Source organism: Flavobacterium sediminilitoris (assembly GCF_023008245.1).
GTDB classification, from domain to species: Bacteria; Bacteroidota; Bacteroidia; order Flavobacteriales; family Flavobacteriaceae; genus Flavobacterium; species Flavobacterium sediminilitoris.
Map to the genome: position 1 here is coordinate 3,671,990 of NZ_CP090145.1, position 25,394 is coordinate 3,697,383.

Annotated in this window: 23 protein-coding genes; 9 read left to right on the top strand and 14 right to left on the bottom strand. The window is 30.0% G+C overall.

All coding sequences use genetic code 11. The features are described from left to right. Nucleotides 1-218: 218 nt before the first annotated feature. Nucleotides 219-398 (top strand): hypothetical protein, encoded by a 180-nt coding sequence (locus LXD69_RS16835; RefSeq protein WP_045966426.1) that lies wholly within the window; start codon nt 219-221, stop codon nt 396-398. An 84-nt stretch (nt 399-482) separates the two neighbouring features. Here LXD69_RS16835 and LXD69_RS16840 read toward each other — a convergent pair whose 3' ends face one another. The 12 genes from LXD69_RS16840 to LXD69_RS16895 all read right to left on the bottom strand — a co-directional run bounded on the left by LXD69_RS16840 (nt 483) and on the right by LXD69_RS16895 (nt 10,545). After that, nucleotides 483-1,199 (bottom strand): DsbA family oxidoreductase, encoded by a 717-nt coding sequence (locus LXD69_RS16840; protein WP_246916221.1) that lies wholly within the window; start codon nt 1,197-1,199, stop codon nt 483-485. A 99-nt stretch (nt 1,200-1,298) separates the two neighbouring features. After that, entirely contained in the window at nt 1,299-1,640 is a 342-nt protein-coding gene (locus LXD69_RS16845; protein ID WP_246916222.1) for a hypothetical protein, read from the bottom strand. 51 nt (nt 1,641-1,691) lie between these two features. Beyond that, nucleotides 1,692-3,182: a hypothetical protein gene (locus tag LXD69_RS16850; protein WP_246916223.1), complete on the bottom strand. Its 1,491-nt coding sequence runs from the start codon at nt 3,180-3,182 to the stop codon at nt 1,692-1,694. Nucleotides 3,183-3,229: 47 nt separating this feature from the next. After that, nucleotides 3,230-3,817, bottom strand: coding sequence for a 2OG-Fe(II) oxygenase (locus tag LXD69_RS16855; RefSeq protein WP_246916224.1), 588 nt, complete (start codon nt 3,815-3,817; stop codon nt 3,230-3,232). 598 nt (nt 3,818-4,415) lie between these two features. Continuing rightward, complete coding sequence (locus tag LXD69_RS16860) at nt 4,416-5,324, bottom strand: TerB family tellurite resistance protein (protein WP_246916225.1); 909 nt, start codon at nt 5,322-5,324, stop codon at nt 4,416-4,418. A gap of 269 nt (nt 5,325-5,593) precedes the next feature. Next, nucleotides 5,594-6,046, bottom strand: a complete 453-nt coding sequence (locus tag LXD69_RS16865) for a hypothetical protein (protein WP_246916226.1) — start codon at nt 6,044-6,046, stop codon at nt 5,594-5,596. A gap of 13 nt (nt 6,047-6,059) precedes the next feature. After that, nucleotides 6,060-6,383 (bottom strand): hypothetical protein, encoded by a 324-nt coding sequence (locus tag LXD69_RS16870; protein ID WP_246916227.1) that lies wholly within the window; start codon nt 6,381-6,383, stop codon nt 6,060-6,062. Nucleotides 6,384-6,455: 72 nt separating this feature from the next. Continuing rightward, the gene (locus tag LXD69_RS16875) at nt 6,456-6,968 is read right to left on the bottom strand and encodes a hypothetical protein (RefSeq protein ID WP_246916228.1); all 513 of its coding nucleotides are present in this window, start codon (nt 6,966-6,968) and stop codon (nt 6,456-6,458) included. Then, complete coding sequence (locus tag LXD69_RS16880) at nt 6,937-7,260, bottom strand: ERF4 family protein (protein ID WP_246916229.1); 324 nt, start codon at nt 7,258-7,260, stop codon at nt 6,937-6,939. The genes LXD69_RS16875 and LXD69_RS16880 overlap by 32 nt, the downstream gene beginning before the upstream one ends. A gap of 72 nt (nt 7,261-7,332) precedes the next feature. Beyond that, nucleotides 7,333-7,845 (bottom strand): hypothetical protein, encoded by a 513-nt coding sequence (locus LXD69_RS16885; protein WP_246916230.1) that lies wholly within the window; start codon nt 7,843-7,845, stop codon nt 7,333-7,335. Beyond that, complete coding sequence (locus LXD69_RS16890; protein ID WP_246916231.1) at nt 7,814-9,595, bottom strand: hypothetical protein; 1,782 nt, start codon at nt 9,593-9,595, stop codon at nt 7,814-7,816. The genes LXD69_RS16885 and LXD69_RS16890 overlap by 32 nt, the downstream gene beginning before the upstream one ends. Before the next feature lie 515 nt (nt 9,596-10,110). After that, nucleotides 10,111-10,545 (bottom strand): SseB family protein, encoded by a 435-nt coding sequence (locus tag LXD69_RS16895; RefSeq protein WP_246916232.1) that lies wholly within the window; start codon nt 10,543-10,545, stop codon nt 10,111-10,113. Nucleotides 10,546-11,087: 542 nt separating this feature from the next. Here LXD69_RS16895 and LXD69_RS16900 point away from each other — a divergent pair. The 4 genes from LXD69_RS16900 (at nt 11,088) to LXD69_RS16915 (ending at nt 15,241) form a co-directional block, all read left to right on the top strand. Then, nucleotides 11,088-13,103 carry a tetratricopeptide repeat-containing sensor histidine kinase gene (locus LXD69_RS16900; RefSeq protein WP_246916233.1) on the top strand — a complete coding sequence of 672 codons (2,016 nt, stop codon included), beginning with the start codon at nt 11,088-11,090 and terminating at the stop codon, nt 13,101-13,103. Nucleotides 13,104-13,115: 12 nt separating this feature from the next. Continuing rightward, nucleotides 13,116-13,763, top strand: coding sequence for a response regulator transcription factor (locus tag LXD69_RS16905; RefSeq protein ID WP_246916234.1), 648 nt, complete (start codon nt 13,116-13,118; stop codon nt 13,761-13,763). A 360-nt stretch (nt 13,764-14,123) separates the two neighbouring features. Beyond that, a complete protein-coding gene (locus LXD69_RS16910; RefSeq protein WP_246916235.1) occupies nt 14,124-14,591 on the top strand; it encodes a type II secretion system protein GspG in 468 nt (155 codons plus the stop codon). Nucleotides 14,592-14,773: 182 nt separating this feature from the next. Next, entirely contained in the window at nt 14,774-15,241 is a 468-nt protein-coding gene (locus tag LXD69_RS16915; protein WP_246916236.1) for a hypothetical protein, read from the top strand. A 241-nt stretch (nt 15,242-15,482) separates the two neighbouring features. Here LXD69_RS16915 and LXD69_RS16920 read toward each other — a convergent pair whose 3' ends face one another. Together LXD69_RS16920 and LXD69_RS16925 are read right to left on the bottom strand one after the other, a co-directional pair. Then, entirely contained in the window at nt 15,483-15,731 is a 249-nt protein-coding gene (locus tag LXD69_RS16920; RefSeq protein WP_045972300.1) for a helix-turn-helix domain-containing protein, read from the bottom strand. Between the two features lie 306 nt (nt 15,732-16,037). Then, on the bottom strand, nt 16,038-16,679 hold the full coding sequence (locus tag LXD69_RS16925) for a DUF6266 family protein (RefSeq protein WP_246916237.1): 642 nt from the start codon (nt 16,677-16,679) through the stop codon (nt 16,038-16,040). An 898-nt stretch (nt 16,680-17,577) separates the two neighbouring features. Between LXD69_RS16925 and LXD69_RS16930 the strand changes: the two genes are divergently transcribed. From LXD69_RS16930 to LXD69_RS16945, 4 genes are all read left to right on the top strand, one after another. Next, nucleotides 17,578-18,012 carry a transposase gene (locus LXD69_RS16930; RefSeq protein ID WP_246916238.1) on the top strand — a complete coding sequence of 145 codons (435 nt, stop codon included), beginning with the start codon at nt 17,578-17,580 and terminating at the stop codon, nt 18,010-18,012. Between the two features lie 501 nt (nt 18,013-18,513). Then, nucleotides 18,514-21,099, top strand: a complete 2,586-nt coding sequence (locus tag LXD69_RS16935) for a type I restriction-modification system subunit M (protein ID WP_246916239.1) — start codon at nt 18,514-18,516, stop codon at nt 21,097-21,099. Then, on the top strand, nt 21,086-22,249 hold the full coding sequence (locus LXD69_RS16940) for a restriction endonuclease subunit S (RefSeq protein WP_246916240.1): 1,164 nt from the start codon (nt 21,086-21,088) through the stop codon (nt 22,247-22,249). Before LXD69_RS16935 ends, LXD69_RS16940 begins: the two co-directional genes overlap by 14 nt. A gap of 10 nt (nt 22,250-22,259) precedes the next feature. Next, nucleotides 22,260-25,394 (top strand): type I restriction endonuclease subunit R, EcoR124 family, encoded by a 3,135-nt coding sequence (locus LXD69_RS16945; protein ID WP_246916241.1) that lies wholly within the window; start codon nt 22,260-22,262, stop codon nt 25,392-25,394.

Consider the following 25,394-nt stretch of genomic DNA (forward strand, 5'->3'; position numbering starts at 1 on the left):
TCTCAATTTAAATTAATTATCATAAAAAAATCCAAATTCTATCCTTTTTAGAATTTGGATTTTTTTATATAATTCAAATAACATATTGATTTTAAATAAAATAATCTCTATTTTTAGATAATTCAAAATGTACTTACAAATTACAACATAAACAAACAGACATGAAAAGTGAATGTCTATAAAAATTCACTATAACATTAATTTTAATATTTTAAATCATGAAAAATCAAATTTTAAAGTTTGGAAAAGTTTTAACAAAATCGGAACAAAAGGCTATTAAAGGAGCTTCTTCTTATGGAGAATGTGAATCTAAATATTCTTTTGATTGTGGAGTTCCTAATCATGTTTGTTGCAATTACATGTGTGTATTACCTTCACATCCTGCTTGTCAATTTTAAACAAGGTTAAATAAAAAATCCAAATTCCTTTTAAATAATGGAATTTGGATTTTTTATTGAATTAACAATTATGGTAGTAAAAACTTAATTACAACCTTCAATTCCGCAACTATCTCCTTCTGTTGTATTAACTAAAGTTACTTTAGAAGTAAAATTTCCTTCTTTCCAAGTTGTTTCTAATGTTTGTAAAAATGCTTCTTCTGGTTGCGCTCCTGAAATGGCATATTTATTATCAAATACAAAAAACGGAACACCTTGTACTCCTATTTGTTGTGCCATAGCTATATCGTTTTTAACCTCATCAGAATAAGCATCGGAATGTAAAACTTCTTCAACAGTTTCTTTTTCTAAGCCTACTTGTTGTCCTAATGTACTTAAGGTTTCTAAATCATCAACATTTTTACCATCTGTCAAATAAGCTTTTAGCAATTGTTCTTTTAGTTCGTTTCCTAATTTATGTGCTTTTGCTAAATGTAATAAGCGATGTGCATTATGTGAATTGGCTAAAATAGCTTTTTCAAAATGAAAATCCAATCCAGAATTTTTAGCATTTTGGGTCATATTATCGACCATTTCTTGTGCCCAAGCCTTGTTTTTACCATATTTTACTGCTAAATGATCTACAATGTTATCATCAGGCGAAGCTTTAAAGCTTGCATCTAATTGGAAACTTTTCCATTCTATTTCTACATTGTCTTTGTGTTTAAAATTGGCTAATGCTCCTTCTATTCTTCTTTTTCCTATATAACAAAACGGACACATTACGTCGGACCAAATTTGTACTTTTAATGTATTTTCCATTATCTTTTTTATTTGTATATACAAATTTACTTCTATCTGAATGGATAGAAAAGGATTTAAGAGTATATTAACGTATCAACTAAGATAGAGAAAGGAAAATTAAAGGGGATGCATGTAGTATATAAAAGGATAAAAAAAGGTTACAAAACTATAGGTAACTGTTCCAATAATGATAAAAAAATGTCTGTATTGAAAGAAATTAAACTTTGATTTTAAATAATATACGTTAATTATTTCAAGTAATATTCCTAGAGAATAAAGAACATTTGCCATGAAGCCCCAAAAGAAAATTCCAATACAATCTACTAAACCAAAACAGGATGGAAAAATAATCAATAGAGAAAAAATGCCTAAAGCGCCTAAAATTATATTAAAACGAAGTCTATGCTTTTCCCACCAATTAATTGTTTGATTTATTGAACTAAAGTCTATTTCTTTCATATTTTTAAATTTATCTACTAGATATAAATGAAGCTTCCTTAACAGTATTTTTTATTCTTCAACTATCTTGGTTACGAGGTATTCTGGTAATTTATTTACTGCTTCTATTAATTTCTTTTTATTGACTGTTTGTTTTTCTTCGTTTTCTAAATTGTGGTTATAGTTTAAAAACAAATAATACATTAAAATCCTATTGTAATCATCAAGTTGATTATCAACTATCATTTCTAACATTTTTGTTTCTATTTCATTTGCTTTTTCTGTTTCAGATAAAGCTCTGCCTATTCTACCTATACTTCCATAATAATGATTTTTACTTGGGTTTTCAACTCGTAAACTTATTCCTAATAGCAAGTCTAAAACATTAATATCTAAGACTTCTAGCTCTTTTATATAGGTTTTCCTTCTTCCCCATGCATAACTTCCATCACTTACTCTGTCAAATCTATCGTTCATGATGTCTAAATGGGATCGAAGGAATATTTCCCAATTTATGGTTTCAGCCGCTAATTTAGCAATATTTACAGCGTGTATTCTTGGACTATTATCTTGACTACAACCTCCAATTACAATTCTATTCCTTTTTAATTCGAGTGCTGTTTTTGGTGAATAATAAAGTGCTACATATTCTTCTAATTCATCATTAGAGCCTCCTTTTTTTAGCACTTCTTGCACTGCTTTTCCAAGAAGAACATCAAATTTTTCATCAATTACTCTTAAACTATCTACTCTCTTAAGACGTAAAGAATCCCATAATTTGTACTTCTCCGAAAAAATTTGATAACTTTCTTCATTGAATTCAGTATTGTATTCTGGTCTGTTTGTTGCTTTATTAATGTAATCAATAAAATTTTTAGATTTCAAAGGCTCTTTGTTTGAGAATCTAACACCTCCTTTTTCTGCTTTTTCATAAAAAACATGTGCAGTAGTATCGACCATACAATCTGAATATTGAATCATTCTGGCATAACGCTCTGGTATGGGTTGTTGTGTAAAATCTTCCGTAAAATAAAATGCATCAATAGATTCTTTAGAATATTCGCTTTTTTCATGATATCTAAAAACCCATTTCCCTTTTAATGATTCATCATATATTTCTAAATTTTCATAAAAATTAAATTCATAACCATGATTATCATTGAACTCTAAACTACTTAATTCTACAACTTCTTTTTTCTTATAGTTTTTATATTTAAACTTTATAATAACTAAGTCTTTATCTACTTCAGTTTGAATATATTTTTTTATAAAATCATCAAATGAAATATTTGCTTCTATATCTTTTTTTGCTTCTTTTACTAGCGTATCTTCTAATGATACATAATGAGCCTTTGCTTGTGGTTTTGATAAATAGATTTTATCGAATTCGCAAACTTTAAATTTTAAGTTTAACGAATCTACAATAAACTTTAATTGTTTTACAGTGTTATCTGAATAGATGAGTCCATTATTCGATTTGCTAAATTCTGTGTTTTGGGAAAAACTGTTTATCCCAAACAATAAAAGCAGGATTGTTGCTACAAGTGATTTCATCTTCTTCATTTTAGTAAGGTTTTTGAATAGATTTTTTAAGCATTTAAAATATATGTTTACCTATAAGGTGGTCCAGAAACCCAACCCACAATAGATTGTCGTGTGCCTTTTGTAATGGGTGTAACGCGATGCATGATGAAGGAAGGAAAAATGACTATGGTTCCTTTTTTTCGGGGTGCATTTTTTATTTTATTGTTTATCATAAACTGTAAATCGCCTCCTTCATAGCTGTCTTCATCGGATAACTGAATGGTCATGCTTAATTTTCGTGCGGAAATTTCTCCTGCACCAAAATCTAAATGCCAATCAAAAAAATCGCCTTCAGAATATCTTGTTAGTTGTAGTTCCTGATGGAAGCCTAACAAATCAAACCAGTATCTTTCGTTATTGCAGTTAATTGCTAAACTTGCTAATCGGTTATAAATCCAATCGTTTTCGGGTGTATTTTCTATAAACATAACGGAACTCTTTCGCAATTCGTCATTATAGGTATCGTCTCCAGAAAGTGTTGCTTTTATGGTTTTGTCTTCTTCCCAAAAATTGAGTATTTTATTTATTTCATGTGGAAGGAATAATCCCGTGTAATAAATGAATTCTGCAAAGTTATGTTTTAGAGGAAGACCAAATGAATAATTTATTGCCATGTTATTTTACTTTTTAGTACCGTTATATTCTTGTGGCTCTTGCGTAAATTTAAAACAAAAGAGAACAAGTACAAAACTCCTCATGGAATTTTCAAAGACTCTAGTGAGGCAAACAAACGAAATGAAACTCTAAAACACAAATAAAACTTCACAATTGCAACGAAACGGTTGTTGGCAGATAATTTTATTTTTAGAAAAAGTTGTGACAATTTTTTTTTCATTTTTTTGTTTTGTCACAAAACTGTGACAATTTTTTTTCTTCGAATACGAATTGTCACAAATTTGTGACAAAATAATTTTAAGTTAATTATTTTGTCACAGTTTTTGATTGTATATAATTTAGTAGCATTTAATTTATATAGTGGATTGTGAAGAAGCGTAAAATATTTAAAGTACTGATTTTATTTTCTCAAGAAGAAATGGTAATGTTATAGGGTATTACCAGAAGTCAATGAGCAATGTTTAAAATTGGTTAATTTAAAGAACAACAAGTAATGTATTCAACACGAAAAAAACTAAATCGTAATTTCTATGCTGGATTTACTTTGTTTGTGGTTTAAAGGCGGGGATTTTGAGGGGCTGAGTTACTATATACAGACTATATTTGAAATTCTTTTTTAACAAGGTTCAAAATACCTTCTTCCATAGAATCTAAATTGTTATCAGAATATGCAATTTCTTTTAATATTGAAAAAACCTCTACTTTTTTATTCTCCATTTTAGAAACTTCATTTAAAGATTCTCTGAACTGGCTACTATCAGAGTTCATTCTTCTAATTTCACTATCTAATATATCTAAATCCAAAGTGTTATTGGATTTTAAAATTAGGAAATTACAAATTTTAATTCTTTCATTTTCATGTAAATAGCCATCTACCCTCCCCATATATACCATTAAATTTATTTCATGTATATATTCTTGAAAGAATTTCACAATGCTACCTACAGGGGTTTCATTAATTCTATCTTGAATAAATTTTATAGGATTTTCAAAAATTTCTCCAGTTTCAAGATCAACTAATTCTGTAATTCTCGATAATTTGAAACTTCTAATTGAGTTCCGTTCATGACAAAATGAATTTATTAAAAAATCATTGCTGTTTTTAATAATCTTTTTTATAGTAATTCTCCTTTTACTGAAATTCTTTTTTAAATCAATATATCCAATAATAACTAATGCATTTAAATTGATAATTTCATTTTCTTCTGCTTTTTCATAATTTTCAAAAGAATCTTCAAAAGGTAAAACTGTTTCAACTTTTAATTTATTAGGTAAAGGTCTGTCTACTACATTTTGAATCTCAATTTTGGTTTTATTTATAATGTTATAAACATTTTGGCTTGAATATTTAATTTTAGATTTTAAGCTAAAACTAATATCATGTTTTGTCATTACTTTAAAACAATTTCTACAAACTCTTCCACCGTCTAATAATTTACCTCCTCCAAAATTTGGAGTATTTAAAAATCCAAGTTCCTTCTGACATCCAGAGCATATTTGTTTCATAAAATATTGTTTATATGTATGACAAAATCACACAAAACCATCCTTTTTTAGGTAGACAAGTATGATAAAGCCTATTTATTTTATTTATTCCTTACAAACCTAAACTATTCTATTTTGTCTTGCAATACGTATAAATACGTATTTTTTATGCTTTTTTGTACGTATTTATACGTAGTCAAGGTAAAATAGTTCGTTGAAATACTGAAATTAGATAAAAAGCTATTAACAAAAAAGACTAGTTATAAAACTAGCCTTTAAAAAAATATTTTCTATAATTCGAGATAATTACTTATGACTTTAACTTGCTTGATTTTTATTTTTCTGTTTTTAATTTCAGATGAATCAATTAAATAGATAATTTTACCATGTAAGGCATTCATATAGGTTTCTTTAAATCCATTTTTAAGAAAAAAATCAATATCTAAAATGATATCTTTATTTCTTCTCAAAAATGATTTTTTAAATATTTTAAAATCAGTTTTTATTCCTTTTTCATAATCATCAGAATTCATATAATCATTATAAGTAAAAATTATTGTACTAACAGAATCAAGTACAAAAGAATAAAATAAATGATTCTCATAAAACTTTGATTCTCCACCGATGCTTTTATATCTTTTTTCAAATTCTGAATCATTTTTGAAATAAATATATACGGTATCAGTTTTCTTTAATTCACTAAATGATTGGGAAATGCATTTATTAGAAAATAAAATTAACATTAGTAATATTAATTTATTGACAATTTTGTAATGTATTAATTGCATTAGTTCTATATGTGTTATATTTTGTTAATTCAATTAGATTATTTGCTATATTATCTTGATAACTTTGAGAGTTATGTAATCCTTCATAAGCAAGATACTTATAAAAATTCATAAAATTAAAATTTTCTATAATAGTACCATTTGCATCTGTTACCTGTTGATTATTTAAATAACTAATATTTTGAGCAGATAGTAAATCGGCAATAATTTCAAATAAAATATTCTGGAATACCGGAATCATTTGGTTAAACATAAAATCATGTTCTGTAGCAGGTGTAAAATAATAGAACATCAACTCTTCTAATTGTAAATTAGATAAAAAACTATTAACAAGAAAACTAATTATAAAACTAATCTTTTAAAATTATTCTTCAAAACAAGTATAGCATGCTATATCTACTTGTTTGACTTTTATTTTTCTACCTTTTATTTCCTCTTTATCTATTAAATAGACCGTTTTTTTATAAATTTCAAAAAAAATTTCTTTAAAACCATTCTTTTCAAAAAAAGCATAATCTAAAATGATGTCTTTATTTTTCTTTAAAAATGATTTCTTTTCAATTCTTTCATCATTTTTAATACCTTTTTTTATGTTATCTCTATTTTTATAGGTATTACTTGAAAAACTTATTATATTCATAGGGTCAGGATTAAATCTGTACATAATATAATTCTTATAGAATTCAGATTTTTCATTACCAAAAGTTTCTTCTCTAATTGAATATTTTTTATTTCTATCAATATATATATATATAGTATCTGTTTTTTTTATTTCATCTAAAGATTGTGAATATATAGCTCCTTTAAAAAATAAAATTATGAAAAGTATTAAAATTATTTTTGTTTTATTGGCAATCTTGTGATGAATCTTTCGCATAGTCGTTGTATTTAATATGTTTTCTTAATTCAATTGGGTTATTATTTATGTTATTCATGTAGCTTTGAGAGTTATGTAATCCTTCATAAGCAAGATACTTATAAAAATTCATAAAATTAAAATTTTCTATAACTATTCCATTTGTATCAGTTATTGGATAATTATTAGTGTCTACTATATCTTGAGCAGATAATAAATCGGTAATAATTTCAGATAAAATATTCTGGAATACTGGAATCATTTGGTTAAACATAAAATCATGTTCTATAGCAGGTGTAAAATAATAGAACATCAACTCTTCTAATTGTAAATTAGATAAAAAGCTATTAACAAAAAAGACTAGTTATAGAACTAACCTTTAAATTCACATTTCATTGTAGGTAAAATTCATCATTTCAACTTGTTTCACTTTTATTTTCCTCCCTTTTATTTCTTCTTTATCTATTAAATAAATAATCTTTTTATAAATAACTAAATAAGTTTCTAAAAAGCCATTTTTAGTAAAAAAATCAATATCTAAAATAATATTTTTGTTTTTCTTTAAAAACGATTTTCTTTCAATTCTTTCATCGTTTTTGATCCCTTTCTTTATGTTATCCCGATTTTTATACTTATTACTTATGAAAAGTATTGTATTAGTTGGGTCAGGGTCAAATTTATAAGTCAAATAATTCTCATAGAATTCAGATTTTTCAGTAGTTATAGCTTTTTCTCTACTTGAATTTTTTTTGTCTTTGTCAAAATAAATGTATATAGTGTCTGAACGCTTTATTGACTCAAAAGATTGAGAAAATAAACTACTTTTGAATGATAAAATAAATAAAAAAACAACTATTTTTTTTATTTTACTGGCAATCTTTTGATGTATTTCTTCCATTTCTATTGTATTCTAAATGTTTTCTTAGCTCGATTGGATTATTTGCTATACTATCTTGATAACTTTGAGAGTTATGTAATCCTTCATAAGCAAGATACTTATAAAAATTCATAAAATTAAAGTTTTCAATAACTATTCCATTTGCATCTGTTATTGGTGTAATATTAAAATCCGCAATATCACTCGGTGATAGTAAATTGTTAACAATTTCAGATAAAATATTCTGGAATACTGGAATCATTTGGTTAAACATAAAATCATGTTCTGTAGCAGGTGTAAAATAATAGAACATCAACTCTTCTAATTGTAAATTAGATAAAAAACTTAAAGATGTGCCGTGGTTTATATCTAAATATTTAAGATTTAAATAAGCGTGTAAATATTCATGAATAATAGTTTTAGCAATTAGAATATTTGCTTTTTCTAAATTGCCTGCAAGTATATCGCTATTTATTGTAATAACGGTGTAATAATTTCCATTTAGAACTTCAATAGGGGAACAATTTCCATCTGAAGGTAAGTTATTTGAACTTAATAAATTGGGTTGCATTCGAAATTTAACATTAATTTTTTGTTGTTCTCCTCCAAAAGTACCTTCAAATAAACGTTTAAATTCTGGTGAATTAGTTAGTTTATTATAAATACAATCTAGTTTTTCTCCTTGTGGAGTCGTCTTGTCAATTTCAGAAAAATCAATATAAGCGGGTGATTTTTTAGATAGTTCTATGTCAAATTTTAAGCCAGTTTTAACATTTTGGTCAATTATTTCCTTTGCAAAGTCTCTATCTCCTTGGTTGTAGCCATTTTCCTCTAGATAATTACTTATTTTTAGTACTTCTTCATTGTTGCTAGCATTGTTCCACCAAGAAAGTTGTTCTGAAGATAAGTTACTAATAAACAACTGAATAGGCGTTTTATCTGTTAATAAGGGTTGTGTTATAACATCTTCAAATTCGTTTATGGGTGTGTTATTATTGTTGTTGTTTGTGTCTGTAGGGTTTGTATCTGTATTTTGGTTGTCTACTCCTGTGTTGCTTCCTCCGCTTCCGCTTGTGTCTATATTGCCTGTTCCTGTGTTTCCTCCGTTTCCACCTGTGCTTTCACAAACGGTTGAAACAGCAATATACATAGTAGGTGGTACATCCGCAGTACATTGATTCCAAGTGCCAATATTGCTAGAATTGTGAACACCCTCGCTACAGGTTACCCAAACAGTTCGTTCTTCATCACGACATTCTATTCTTGAGTGTAGGTTTAAATCATTTAGGGAATTAAAATCAATTTGAGTGTAGCTCATTTTCGATTTTAAATCAATGTATTGGTGATTGCTTATTTTGTTTTTTTCATCTTCTGTTAGGGTGTATTTTATAATTCCTGTTTTATAATTTCCGTTTGGTGTTTCTGAAAGAATTAGATTTTCTACTGTACTATCGTCATTTATTCTAAAAATTTTAAAAGTATAGGAATTGTAATTGTTAACTTGAATGTTTAGAATGCTAGAGGTGTCAATATAAAAGTCATAAACAGGGCTGTAAACTTCTTTGCTTTGTATTTTTGTTTCTTTTAATTGGTTAATGGAGGTAATTTTATTAAAAGCTTTAGGGTTTTTATTTTCTAATTGCTTTAATGTTAGTTTTTGTGAGGTTATTTGTTGTAGAACTTGTTCGGTTCTTGTAAGGTTTTCTTCTTTTTCACAACTCATAAATAAAAGAAAGGTAAGAAGATAAAATAATGGTTTCAGACTCTTCATGCGTACTTGTTTGAATGTTTGTTTTACAAATCTAATACTTTCTTTTTTATTGTGCAACAAGTATTTATACGTGTTTTTATATTTCTTGTACGTATAAATACGTATAAAATACTAAAATGTTTGTGAATTATCTTTTTTGCGATATGTTTTTTTGTGGTTCTCGAGTTCTCGATACTTTTTTTATTCCATTTTATTTCATAAAAAAAACTTGAACTGACGACACAATCAACATCACTTCGAGTGCGTAGCGTATCGAGAAGTTATACAAGAACTTCCATTGCTAATGGGATGCTTACAGCATGACAAGTTTGTGGTTCTCGATACTTTTTTTATTCCATTTTATTTCATAAAAAAAACTCGAACTGACGTGGTGCTGATAGTTTGGAGTATTATTTTCAGTATAATCAATTATTCAACACAAACTACGTCACTTCGAGTGCGCAGCATATCGAGAAGTATTGTTCTGTTGTTTTATACCAAGAACCAAAATATAATAGAATTACTATTTTTTAAAATTAGGATACTATACTTCTTCCTAAAACAAACATCGTATCTAAATTACTATCAATCACAATTCTTTCGATACCATTTTGCATGGCAATATCCAAAACATCTTTAGCAGGAATAGAAGCAAAAGGTTTTGTTTCTTTAGCCCAAAGCATTAAATTTTGTTGCGAAGTAAAAACGCCCATTACCTTTTGTCCGTCTACTTCAAAAACAGAAGTAAAAGACAATTGAGTTCCTTTTTCAAGAGTAGACCATCCGGCTTCGTTGCGATCTTTGCCTACAACAGGCTCAAGAGTTGGAATAATAAGAAAAGCATTGTTTCCTTGTAATTCCTGTAAAACAGCCATAAAAGTATCTTGATTTTGATTGTTTTGAAAAGCTTTTATAGTAGTTAAAAGAGTATCGTTGTTTGGATTAAATTCGGTTTCTGCTGCGGTGTCCATGTTTCTAAAATTAAAAAGTGTCGCAAAACTACGTATTTTTTTCAAAACCATTTAAAAAGCAAACAAGATTAAATACTACAAACAAGTTTTTCGTTTAAAGAGAATATTTATAGTACCAAACTAATGTTCTTTCATTTAATATTTGAAAAAGGTATATCTTTTTGATGGATTAGTAGTAGTAGAGATTATTTAAAATAACTCCACTAGTGTTGTTCTATAATTGAATATAAAGCATAATTAGTCTATGTTTTTTAGAATAAAAACTGTTTTTTTGAATTTTTTAGTATAAATAGTGCAAATTTGCTAATATCTTTTTTAAAAGTTTATAATTTTACAAAGAAGTGTATAGTATGAAATTGCAAGTAAAACAAATCAAGATTACCTGTTAGGTATAATTCGTTTTTACTCATCTCTTTGAGTACAAAGTGCATTGAGAAGTATTGTTTTGCTTTTCATAAAGAAACTTGAACTGACAGAGTGTTAGTTACACGTTTAAACGCGAATATGCATATTAGTCTCTAATAAAAATAAAAATTAAACAAATGAAAGTAAAGCTTTTATTACCATTATTGCTAGTTTCAATAAGTATTTTTGCTCAAGAAGAAAATGCCTTACAAAAGAAGAAACAATTAGAAACCGCCATTCAAAAAGTGCAAGGAGCAAAACGTCTTAAACTATTAGATAGCCTAGCCACTTATATCTATGATGATACTAATTTGGAGTGTGATTCCATATTACGAGCTACTATAACGTATGCCATAAAACTAGACTCGGTAAATGTAGCCACAAAGCAAGCGTCTAACCTTATTGATTACATCGCTCATGTTTCTAGAGATTTTAAAGAAGGAAAGCAAATTATAGCTACTATGAGTCCTTTGCTTAAGAAAGTATCGTCTCCAAAGTTACTAGATCATTATTATATTAATATAGCCAATATGTATTATTATGCAGGAGATTTTGACGCTTCTATTAATGCTTATGACAAAGCCTCTTCCTATGCTACGCAATATAAATCTACTACGCAAGGTCTCATTACATTTAGAAAAGGGGTTGTTTATGTTGATAAAGGAGAATTTGGAAAAGCATCCTTAGCACTTACAGAAGCTATTAGTTTTTTTCAAAAAGAAAAAGATACTTTAAAATGGATTGATGCTAAAGGATCGATGTCTATTTTATATAGTAAAAGTGGGTTTTATAAAGAATCTAAAAAAGAAAGAGAAGAACAAATTGAATTAGCCAAAACATTTAAATCCTATTCTAATATAGGTGTTATTTATTTCAATATGGCTGCCGATGATAATAAAGCGGGTTTACAAACAGAACGCATTGCTAATTTAAAATTAGCGCTTAAAAGCAATGAAACATCACAGCATAAAACTTTCTTTGAACCTATCTTTAAATCGGCTTTAGCAGTTGCTTATGCAGAAAATGATAGCATTGCATTAGCAGAAAAGATAGTAAAAGCGTTAGAAGCTAATTCTGAAAAATACACAACCAACTATAATGAGGCTTTTTATTTAGAGGCTAAAAAAAGTCTTTTATTTTCTAAAAAAGAGTATAAAGAAGCTATTGTTTATGGTGATGCCTATTTAAAATTAAAACAAAAAGGCAAACAATTTGAGGAAATACAATTGGCCGAAAAATTCTTGTTTGAAGTGTATGAACAAATAGGCGATAATGAAAAAGCGCTTTATCATTTTAAAAATTATTCACATATTAAAGACTCCATTGGAAATATTCAAAAAACAAGAGTATTGGCTTATTATCAAACTTTATATGAAACAGAAAAAAGAGATTTAACCATTGAAAATCAGGAAGCAAATATAGCCTTGTTAGACTCTAAAAATAAGATTCAGAATCAATGGATGTTCTTTGGAGGCTCTGGTTTGCTTGTTCTGTTTGGCTTTGTAACTGTAACACGTTCTCGTAATTTTGCCAAAAAGGAACAAAAAAATCAAGAAAAATTTACCCAAGATATTATTAATGCACAAGAAGAAGAACGGACAAGAGTAGCCTTGGAATTGCACGATAGCGTAGGACAACAGTTAATGATGCTAACACGTAAATCAAAAAATAGCAATGACACTAGTATGGAAACTTTAGCTAAAGATACTTTGCAAAATGTAAGAACCATTTCACAAGGATTGCACCCAGTAGTATTGGAACAGTTTGGTTTTACTGCTGGAATAAATGATTTAATTAATACTATAGATGCTAATACAGAACTTTTTTTCACAACCGAAATAGAAAATATAGACACTTATTTAAGCAATCAAAAAGCCTTACATTTATATAGAATACAACAAGAACTTTTAAATAATATTATTAAACATGCAGAAGCAACTTCAGTAACTATAGATATTCGTAAAATAAAATCAACAATTGAAGTTACTGTAGAAGACAATGGAAAAGGTTTTGATTATCAGCAACAAATAAAATTTTCTAAAAGTTTGGGTATGAAATCTTTAGTAGAAAGAAGCAAAATAATTAATGCTAAACTAAAAATTAATTCTATACTAAAAAAAGGCACAATAACACAATTAACTTTTCCTATTTAAGACTACAACAAAATGAATAAGAAGAATATTTCAATAATTATCGCAGACGATCATCCAATAATGCTAAAAGGGCTAACAGAAGAACTCGAAAGTGCAGGCTATAACATTGTTGCCACAGCCGTTAATGGTGCGGCAGCAGTAGAAATAATAGCATCGCATAATCCAGATATTGCACTACTAGATATTGAAATGCCTTTTTTCAATGGTTTTGAAGTAATTAAAAATTGCCAAAACTTAGGTTTAAAAACCAAATTTGTAGTAATGACTTATCACAAAGAAAAAGGATTTATAGTGCAAGCAAAAAAAGTAGGAACGCATGGGTATTTATTAAAAGAAGATAATTTAGACGAAATAGAATCTTGTATAAAAGCAGTGCTATTAGACGAATTCTACTTTAGTAAATCCTTTCAAGATGATATACAGCATACTGTAGACAATGAACTTCGAAAAGTGGGATTACTAACACCATCTGAAAGAACCATTATCCGACTGATAGCACAAGGTAAAAACTCAACTGAAATTTGTGAAACACTCAAAGTTTCAAAAAGAACTGTAGAAAAGCATCGTGCTAATATTATTGCGAAACTAGAATTAGAACCATCATTAGATACTTTAACCCAATGGACAAACAACTATAAAGAAATTATCATGTCTTTATAGTTCTTTAAATATAAATTTATACCTTGATTATTATCAGTTCAAGGTTTTTTTATAACTTCTCAATACGTTGCGCACTCAAAGTAACGTTGATTGTGTTTACTGTATATTGAAAAGAAATTTCAGTTTTTGCACCACGTCAGTTCAAGTGTTTTTATGAAAAGCGAATAGCAATTTCATAAAAAAGTATCGAGAACTCGAGAACCACAAACTGTCATGCTGTAAGCATCCCATTAGCAACTCCATAATACTATACAGTTAGTTTAGGCATTTTTATAAACGGATTTTCTATCTGGTATTTATTTACTAAATTACGTGCTTAACCACACAACAAATCATATACAAACCGTTATGCGCATTTAAATGACTGAACTTATTTTAGAAATATTAGTAAACTTTGGACTGATTCGGGAGGATTATAAGCATCATAAAAAAATCTCGAAAAAGGAAAAAATTGACGGTAAGAAAAGACCATTCCAAAGGTACTTTCTTCAACCGAGCTCTATTACGGCTATTTCTGTTTTAATAATAGGAACTTTAAGCGCGTTTTTATTCTTTACCTATCAACGAAATTCAATATTTCCAAAAAAGACCGAAACAGAAATCGCTGAAATAACGGAAAGAATGGAAATGTGGAAAGAAAGATTTGGGAAATACCCTAAAGACTTAAACGAATTGATTGGAAACAATCCGATGCGACAAGAATGGAGAACTGACTCTTGGAACAGACCTTACCAATATTCTGTGAGTGAAAGCGGAATTGAATTCTCAATAGTTTCAGCTGGTTTGGACGGAAAATATGAAACGAAAGATGATATTAAATCGGAATAAAAAACGTGCTATAACAATCTATAACCGCAATTACGGCGGATTCAACTACGTCCGAATCCACTCGGAATTGCTAAGCCAATGTCTAACCAAAAATCAATAACTTTAAACCGTAACCGACAGTTATACCAACCGTTGTGTGACATTACCCGAAAAACATAAACAATCCAAAAAAATAAAAAAAATTGAAAAGTTTAATTGAAAAAAATATTGGAAAAAAATATACTCTAAAAGCATATTCACCCGTAATATTACTTTTCTTTTTAATGATTGTATTATTTATATATAGTATTATAAAAAAAGGTGCTTATAAAGAAACTTATCTCAGCACTGAATTTGAAGGAAAGGTTGAAGATATATATGAGGAAAGAGGAGATACATATTTAAAATTATTTAATGAAAATAAAAGATATAGAATCAATAATAGTCGAAATTATAATTATGAAAAAAAAGAACTTTATAATTTTTTAAAAATTGATGATATCGCATTTAAAAATAAATGTTCTGACACATTATTTATAAAACGTGACAAGATTATATATCTTTTTATAATTGAAAATTTATCGTATAACAAAATTGATAAAAAGAAAAAAGAAAACGATTATTGGAATTCTAAACGTCAGATTATGAACGAAAGAAATGATTGTAATTAAATAACATCACACAACAACCGTAGCATGCGAAACCGAGGAAACTTGTGTACTAAAACAATACTCCACTCAAAGTATCGAGAACTCGAGAACCACAAACTTGTCATGCTGTAAGCATCCCATTAGCAACTTTATAATACTATAGGGGTTTTTATAAAAAGAATATTGAAGTTCTTGTATAACTTCTCGATACGCTGCGCACTCGAAGGGACGAGTATCGAGAACACTGAAACTAAACACCAACCTACTCCTCTATTTTATTTAATAAATATTGATTAAAAAAAGCTTTGGGATAATGGTATCTTCCCCCTATCTTAGTATGAGGAATGGCATTAGCTTTGCGCAATCGGTATAATTTACTTTCACTAAAATTAAAACGTTGTTTAACATCCGCGCTATCTAGCCAATCTTCTTCTTTATGCGGCATTAAGTCTAAAATCAAAACCTTCATAAGCGCAATCTCTCTTTTTAAGTATTCAATTTCTTTTTTCATAGCATATAAGGTTTTAAGTACAAAAAAACAAACACTAAAACCATTCCATTTTATAAGACAAATCTGTTAAAATAATGATAATTAACATCAATTATTCTAATTTTTTCACTTTTTATGAAACAAAAATTAAAAAATAAGGCTTATTGATCTTAAAATTGAAATTTTATGTGAAATTTTCTACTCTTTGCATTTAAAACAAGATTCGTTTTATACTTTACCTTCTAAATGCTACACTAAAAAAGGCACAAGATCTAAACCCTGTGCCTTTTCACTTCCTAAAATTTAGTTTCCATACTATAATTTCCATTATACAATAGTAATAGTTCCTAAATACGTACTCGTTGAATTTCGCTTTTCATTAGCAGAAGCAAATAAAGCCCAAACTTCTACTGTAGCACCACTTAAAGTGATGGGTAATAACAAAGTACCCGAAGTAGCACTTCTTTCGGCAACCCCTAACGAATAAATCCAGTTTTTTGTAGCTGGATCATACACCCCTACCACTAACTTATCCGTTGTTAAAGCTTCTCCTTGACCTGAATTGTCATTCCATGAAAAATCAATTGTATTAGCAGTAGTAGCGCTAATTGTTCCAGCTTCTACACCTGTTAAATAGCCTTTTGCCAATTGCACTTTGTTGTACGCAAAAGTAAAATCGGGGTCTGCATAGACTGCTACTTCTTTCATGTGGTACGACATGGCTCGATTCACTCGAGATTTCTCTCCCTGATTTGCTCCATAATAACGGCTCAAAATAGGATAAATAGGGCCTAAAAAACCAATTACAGTCGAAAATTTTAAGCGATGCAACGCTTGCTCTGGTGTTGCTGCTTTGTTACTCTTTCTTGGTAAAGAACGCAATACTTCTTTACCTCTCCAGTTAGCTCCTACTACTGGACCGACTTTTCCTGAGAAAGCACCTAAAATGCCTTTGTTGTAAGTTCCCATAGTTTCAAAATTTAAAAAGTTATACAATTATTTTTAGTCATTAGTGAATAGTTATTAGTACTAAACCGTTAGAAAAAATCAAGTTTTAAGTTTAACATCTAGAATACCAAAACTTTTCCACTTTACTTCTCGCTGTCCACTAATCACTATTCACTAAACTTCAACAACTTTGCCAAAATCACTAAAAAAGGGGCTCGTGAATGGTTTTGACGTGTTTTGACCGGTTTTGACGTATTTTGATGTGTTTTGACGTATTTAAAGGGGTTAAATAAGGCCTTTGTTCGGAGATTGTTCGGAAAAGCTTCGGTCAAGCAGCGGTAAACAGGCACTTTTTCGCAACAACTTCCGAACGAAACTGCTACTTGACTGCTACTAAACCTAAAAAAATAGTGATTAGTGATTAGTGATTAGTGATTAGTGGAAGTTAAAAAAAGTAGCACGCTTCATCTTTTCTTCTTCAAATTTCAAACATTTTATCTCAACATTGTTACCCTGTAAAGAGTTTCATTAGCCGTTTTTCAAGGCTATTATAAATGTTATTTTTGCAAAAAAACAGGTAGAAATACCTTCTTTATTCTTGCCTAAATGGTTTATTTTTGGTAGGTTTGTTACTATTAATACATTAGATAAAAACACTAAAAAAGCAAACTATAACGTAATAATCCCTATACCTATTTCAGATAGGTTCCTTTTATTTTTTTTAAGCCAAATGACAAAATTTAATAACAAATATAAAATAGAGTCTACACGATTACAACATTGGGATTATGGACAAAAGGCGGTGTATTTTATAACCATTTGTACCGCAAATAGGGAACATTTTTTTGGTACGATTGAACCAGAGACGCGATGCATCGCGTCTCAACCCATCACGTCTCAACCCATCGCGTCCCAACGTATGATTCCATCAGAAATTGGGGAAATCGTGGCACAAGAATGGATAAAAACACCCGATATCAGACCTGATATGAATTTGGAATTAGGAGAATTTATCGTAATGCCCAATCATTTTCATGGGATTATTTTTATTGGAAACAATGCATATAATAACGAAAAAATGGGTATCGACGCCATGCATGGTAGAAACGCGATGCATCGCGTTTCCACAGAACCATACAAAAACCAATTTGGCCCACAATCCAAAAATTTGGCATCCATTATTCGGGGATTTAAATCGGCCGTTACGGTTCAGGCACGACGCATCAATCCTGATTTTGGTTGGCAATCCCGATTTCACGATCACATTATCCGAAATCCAAATGCGTATGAAAACATTTCACAATATATAATCAACAATCCAAAAAAATGGAAGGGTGATGAATTTAATAAATGATTGATACGTCATTCCATAAATAACGGTAGAGACGCCATGCTTGGCGTCTCATATGGCGTTTCAATGAATGGTCGAAATACATTTTGCAAACATATCCGATAAATCATGGTAAAACGCATTGCAATGCGTTTTTATGATGATTGAAACAAATCGGAAACGGAATAAGAGACGCATTGCAATGCGTTTTTATGATAATTGAAACAAATCGGAAACGGAATAAGAGACGCATTGCAATGCGTTTTTATGATGATTGAAACAAATCGGAAACGGAATAAGAGACGCATTGCAATGCGTCTCTACCAATAATGATATAAAAAACAAATTTGGTTTACCATTCAAAAATGTAATAACCAAAAAACAATAATTTTATTCAAAATGCGTAAAACCGTAAAACAGTTCCTTTTACGGTTTTTATCTTTGTAAAAACAGGTAGAAATACCTGTATCTCTATTGTTATAATGGTTTATTTTTGGTAGGTTTGAGGAATACAATTATTAAAAAATGAACAAACAACAATTAGCTGCAAAAATCTGGGAATCAGCAAACCAAATGCGTTCCAAGATTGAGCCAAACGAATACAAGGATTATATTTTAGGTTTAATTTTTTACAAATATCTTTCTGAAACAGAACTGCAATTCCTAAAAAAAGAAGATTTCACCGATGCCGATATAAATGCATTAAAAGAAGAAGATGCCGATACCGTTGATTATATCAAGAAAAACATTGGCTATTTTATTTCTTATGACAATCTTTTTTCAACTTGGATTAATAAAGGAAAAGATTTTGATATTGCAAACTTAAGAGATGCCTTATCAGCTTTTAACCGATTAATAAGTCCTGCTCATAAAAAACTATTTGATGGTATTTTCGATACCTTACAAACAGGGTTAAGTAAATTAGGAGATAGTGCCGCTTCACAAACAAAAGCCATTAGCGATTTATTGCATTTAATCAAAGTAATCCCAATGGATGCGAAGCAAGATTACGATGTGCTAGGTTTTATCTACGAATACCTAATCGAAAAATTTGCAGCAAATGCAGGTAAAAAAGCGGGAGAATTCTATACACCTCACGAAGTTTCGGTATTAATTTCTGAAATCATTGCCGACCATTTAAAAGACCGTAAGATAATTGAAATTTACGATTCAACGAGTGGCTCGGGATCTTTACTTATCAATATTGGGGCTAGTGTTGCAAAACACATAGACGATAAAAACAACATCAAATATTACGCTCAAGAGTTAAAACAAAATACCTATAACCTTACTCGAATGAATTTGGTAATGCGTGGTATTTTACCAAACAACATAGTTACCCGTAACGGTGATACTCTAGAAGACGATTGGCCTTATTTTGATGAAAACGACCCGGTACATTCTTATAATCCATTGTATGTAGATGCAGTAGTTTCAAACCCACCATATTCTCAAAAATGGGAACCATCTCATAAAGAAGCCGACCCACGCTATGCTCGTTTTGGTTTGGCTCCTAAAGCTAAAGCAGATTATGCCTTTTTACTACACGACCTTTTTCATATCAAACCTGATGGTATTATGGCAATAGTATTACCGCACGGGGTTTTGTTTAGAGGTGGTGAAGAAAATACCATTCGTAAAAAATTAATCGAAGCCAATCATATTGATGCCATTATTGGATTACCAGCTGGTATCTTTTTTGGTACTGGAATTCCAACCATTATCATCATTTTAAAACAAAAACGACCAAATACAGATGTTTTAATCATCGATGCATCAAAAGGTTTTGTAAAAGACGGTAAAAACAACAAGCTTCGAGCTTCCGATATTAAGAAGATTGCGGATACAGTTCACAATAGAGTTTCCTTACCAAAGTATTCTCAAAAAGTAGAAAGAGCTACCATTCGTGAAAACGAATACAACCTCAACATTCCGCGTTATGTAGATTCATCTGAAAATCCAGAAAACTGGGATATATATGCTTCTATGTTTGGCGGTATTCCTGTAAACGAAATTGAAGAGTTGCAAAACTATTGGGAAGCTTTCCCAGGATTACGTGAAACCATATTTGAAAATAATAATGAGGTAAATACAAAACTAAAAGCAAACGATGTTACAACTACAATTACAGAACACAAAGCTGTAGTAGATTTTAATAATCAGTTTAACCAAGCGTTTCATGATTTTAATAATTATTTAAAAGAGGAATTGCTCTCTAATTGTGAAACGGTTAAAATCTCTAGAGAAAAAATAGTATTAAGCAATGCTATTTTTAAACGTTTAGAAAAGTTACCGCTAATTGACAAATACGAAGCCTACCAATTACTATCTGACAAATGGGATGTAATAAAAGTAGATTTAGAAATCATACAAACCGAAGGTTTTGAAGCTACAAAAGTAGTAGAACCTAATATGGTAATGAAAAAGAAAAATGGCAAAGATGTGGAAGAACAACAAGGTTGGAAGGGACGCATTATGCCTTTTGAATTGGTACAAGAAACCTATTTGTCTGACGAACTAAAAAGCATACAAGCAAAAGAAAACCGACTCATTGAAATTACTACTGAGTATGAAGAACAATTAGACAAACTGGCTGAAGACGACAAAGAAGCTGATGCTATAAACGAAGCACAAGACGGTTTTGTAAATGCTGAGGTTTTAAAAGAAGCCAAACGTATAAAAGCCGAAAACAAGAAAAATACAAATTTTGATGAAGATTCTTTTGAAGCCATTATACTAAAAGTAAACGATTTAATTGCAGAAGAAAAAACACTTAAATCGCAAGTAAAAACTGAAACAATTGCCTTACACAACAAAACAAAGGCAACTATTGAAAATTTAAGCGAAGAGCAAATTAACGAACTTTTAGAACTTAAATGGATTACACCTTTGGTTAATTCAATAAACAGTTTACCTAAAACCATTATTGACCAATTGGCTAACAAAGTACAAACCTTAGCCAGCAAATACGAAATCACTTATGCCGATGTTGCTCATGAAATAAACGAAGCAGAAAAAACATTAGCAACCTTACTAGACGATTTAGAAGGCAACGACTTTGACTTACAAGGACTAAACGAATTTAAAAACTTTTTGCATGGAAAAGAATAAGCCACAAATTCGTTTTAATGGGTTTTCTGAAAATTCCCAACCATTTCAACTTGGAAAAATTTGTGTCATTGGAGATATTGACCATAGAATGCCACCAACAGTTTCTAATGGAGTACCATATTTAATGACTGGAGATTTTATTGGATTGAATGAACTTGATTTCGAAAATGCAAAACTTGTTTCAATTGAAGACTATAATCAATTGTCTAAAAAAATTAAGCCTGAATTAGGAGATATTTTATTTGCACGATATGCATCTATTGGTGATGTTAGATATGTAGAAACAAGTAAAAATTTTTTAATATCATATTCTTGTGCAATAATTAAGAAAAGTGATTCTATTTTTGAAAAATATCTCTATTATTATTTTCAAAATAATAAAATTCAAAATCAAATTGAATTAGAAATTAATACAGGTTCACAGAGAAATATTGGCATTGACTCTATAAGAAAGCTTATTTTTCAACTACCAAAAGAAACGGAACAAAAAAAGATTAGCACCTTCTTTGAAAACCTAGACAAACTAATCACCGAACACCAACAAAAACACAGCAAACTCAAAACCCTAAAAAAAGCCATGTTGTCTAAAATGTTCCCTCAACAAGGGCAAACCGTTCCAGAAATTCGTTTTAAAGGATTTACGGGAAATTGGGAGGAAAAAAAATTAGGTAACATATCAAAAATAACTACAGGAATTTCAAATAGAATTGATTCTGGTTTAGATGGAGATTATGCCTTTTTCGATAGGTCAGATGATATTAGAAGAAGTAATATTTTTCTTTTTGATTGTGAAGCGATTATTGTTGCTGGTGAGGGGTCAGACTTTATACCAAAATATTTCAAAGGTAAATTTGATTTACATCAGAGAACTTATGCAATAATTGACTTTAAAAATATTATTGGAAGGTATTTGTTTTATTATGTACATTTTAATAGAAAACATTTTCTTGACCATGCAGTTGGTTCAACAGTTAAATCATTAAGGCAACCAATTTTTGAAAATATGGTTATTATGTTTCCTAAGGAAGATGAACAAATTTTAATAAGTAACTATTTCAAAAACATCGACCATTTAATTTTCAATCACGAATTACAAATAAATAAATTACAAAACATTAAAAAAGCCTTTTTAGCCAAAATGTTTATTTAAAAAATACACTATGTCGTTTACATCAGAAGCCGCATTTGAAGAAGCCTTAATACAAGCCCTATCTAAAAAAGGTTGGGAAAATGAAGTGTTAAAACACCCCACTGAAAAAGACCTGTTAAACAACTGGGCTAACATTCTATATGAAAACAACAGAGACATAGACCGCTTGGGAGATTTTCCTTTAACAGAAGGCGAAATGCAACAAATTGTGGAGCAAATCAACACCTTGCGTACTCCATTAAAGCTAAACGGTTTCATCAACGGGAAAACGGTTTCCATAACACGAGATAATCCAAACGACATCTTACATTTTGGTAAAGAAGTGAGTCTAAAAATATACGACCGCCATGAAATTGCAGCAGGGCAAAGTCGTTACCAAATTGCACAACAACCCCTTTTTAAAAGCAAATCAAAAATTTTAAACGACCGTCGTGGCGATTTGTTATTGTTGATTAATGGGATGCCTTTAATCCATATCGAGTTAAAAAAGAGTGGGGTTTCGGTAAGTCAGGCACACCATCAAATAGAAAAATACGCTCGTAATGGCATTTTTAGCGATTTGTTTTCTTTAGTCCAAATCTTTGTAGCGATGGAACCAGAAGAAACACTTTATTTTGCCAATCCGGGTCCTGATGGTAAATTCAATAAAGATTTCTTTTTCCATTGGGCAGATTTCAATAACGAACCCATCAACCATTGGAGCGATATTGCTTCCTCGTTACTCTCTATTCCTATGGCACACCAACTTATTGGTTTCTATACCGTGCCCGATGATAGCGATGGAGTGTTAAAAGTAATGCGTAGTTACCAATATTTTGCTGCTAATGCCATATCCGACAAAGTAGCCAAAACCGATTGGAAAAATAAAAATGCGTTAGGCGGTTATATATGGCACACTACAGGTTCAGGTAAAACCATGACCAGTTTTAAATCGGCTCAATTAATTGCTAATTCTAAAGATGCCGACAAAGTAATCTTTTTAATGGATCGTATCGAATTAGGTACACAATCCCTAAAAGAATATCGTGGTTTTTCAGAAGAAGGTGAAGACGTTCAAGCAACCGAGAATACCAGTGTTTTAGTAACCAAACTAAAAAGCAACGACCCAGCCAATACTTTGATTGTAACTTCTATTCAAAAAATGAGTAACATCAAAGATGAAGATGAAGGTCTAAAAGCGCATGATATTGAACTCATAAATAAAAAAAGAATCGTTTTTATTGTCGATGAAGCGCATCGTTCCACATTTGGCGATATGTTAATCACGATTAAAAATACATTTACTTCGGCCATATTTTTTGGTTTTACAGGAACGCCTATTCAAAACGAAAACCAAAAGAAACTAAATACTACCTCAACAGTCTTTGGTGATGAATTACACCGTTACAGTATTGCAGATGGTATTCGCGATAAAAACGTTTTAGGTTTCGACCCTTATAAAGTGCTAACCTATAAAGACAGAGATTTACGCAGAGCTGTTGCACTACTAAAAGCAAAAGCAGTTGACGAAGCCGAAGCATTAGACAATCCAAAGAAAAAAGAGATTTACCTCAAATTTATGAATGAGGTAAGAATGGCTGGTCATGTAGATCCTTCAGGTCAGTATATAAAAGGCATTGAAGATTACATTCCAAGCTCGCAATACGACCGCGAAGAACATTTCGAAATGGTAGTAACCGATATTTTAGAAAACTGGTTAAGACTAAGTCAAAATGGTAAATTCCACGCCATTTTTGCAACATCTAGTATAGCAGATGCTATAGACTATTATCGATTACTAAAAGCCACAAAACCCGATTTAAAAATTACAGCACTATTCGACCCTAATATCGACAATAATGGAAATAGTGAATATAAAGAAGATGGCTTAGTAGAAATTATTGAAGATTATAATGAGCGTTACAACCAAGATTTCAACTTAGCAAAACATGCACGTTTTAAAAAGGATATTGCTGCTCGTTTAGCACACAAAGCACCTTATATCCGTATAGAAAACAAACCGGAAGAACAAATTGATATTTTGATTGTAGTTGACCAAATGTTAACCGGTTTTGATTCCAAATGGATAAACACCTTGTACATGGACAAAGTGCTAAAGTATGAAAACATTATCCAAGCCTTTTCACGTACTAATCGCTTATTTGGCCCTGAAAAACCTTTTGGTACTATTCGTTATTATAGATTTCCACATACTATGGAAAGTAATATCAACAATGCCATACGATTATATTCTGGTGATAGACCTGTCGATTTATTCGTACAGCATTTAGATTCCAATTTAAATGCAATGAATCATGTATTTAACGAAATCGAGCAACTTTTTACTACAGCGCGAGTAGATAATTTTGAACGCTTACCTGATGATGTAGAGGAAAGAGGAAGATTCGCAAAATTGTTTAAAGAATTCAATTTATACTTAGAAGCTGCTAAAATACAAGGTTTTAATTGGAAACAATTAAAATACTCATTTGGTACAGGAAAAGATAAAATAGAAATTGAAGTAAACTTAGACGAGAATATTTATTTAGTATTAGCCTTACGTTACAAAGAGCTATTTAGTGGAACTAGCGGTGGAGGTACTTCATCAGAAATACCATTTGAAATAGAAGGGTATCTAACCGAAATTGATACCGAAAAAATCGATGCAGATTACATGAATTCACGTTTCGACAAGTATCTTAAAAATCTAAAAGATATAAACGTAGATCCGAAAGAATTACAAAACACCTTAGACGAATTGCATAAAACATTCGCTTCGCTTACACAAGAAGAACAAAAGTTTGCTAATATTTTTATTCACGATGTACAAAGTGGTATTGCCCAATTAAAAAACGGAAAGCCATTCAGAGAATATATTACTGAGTATCTATTCAATGCTAAAAACGACCAAATCAAAAAAATAGCAACGATTCTCGGTTTAGGTGAAACGAAATTGCGTAATCTAATGGATATTGGCATCAATAAAACAAATATTAATGACTACGGGCGTTTCGATGAGTTAAAAAATACCGTAGATAAATCAAAGGCAAAAACCTATTTCGAAAAATTAGAAGGAAATACAATACCAGCATACAAGGTAAACATTAGAATTCATAACCTTCTAGAAAAGTTTATTATTGAAGGTGGGTTTGAAGTTGTTGAGTAA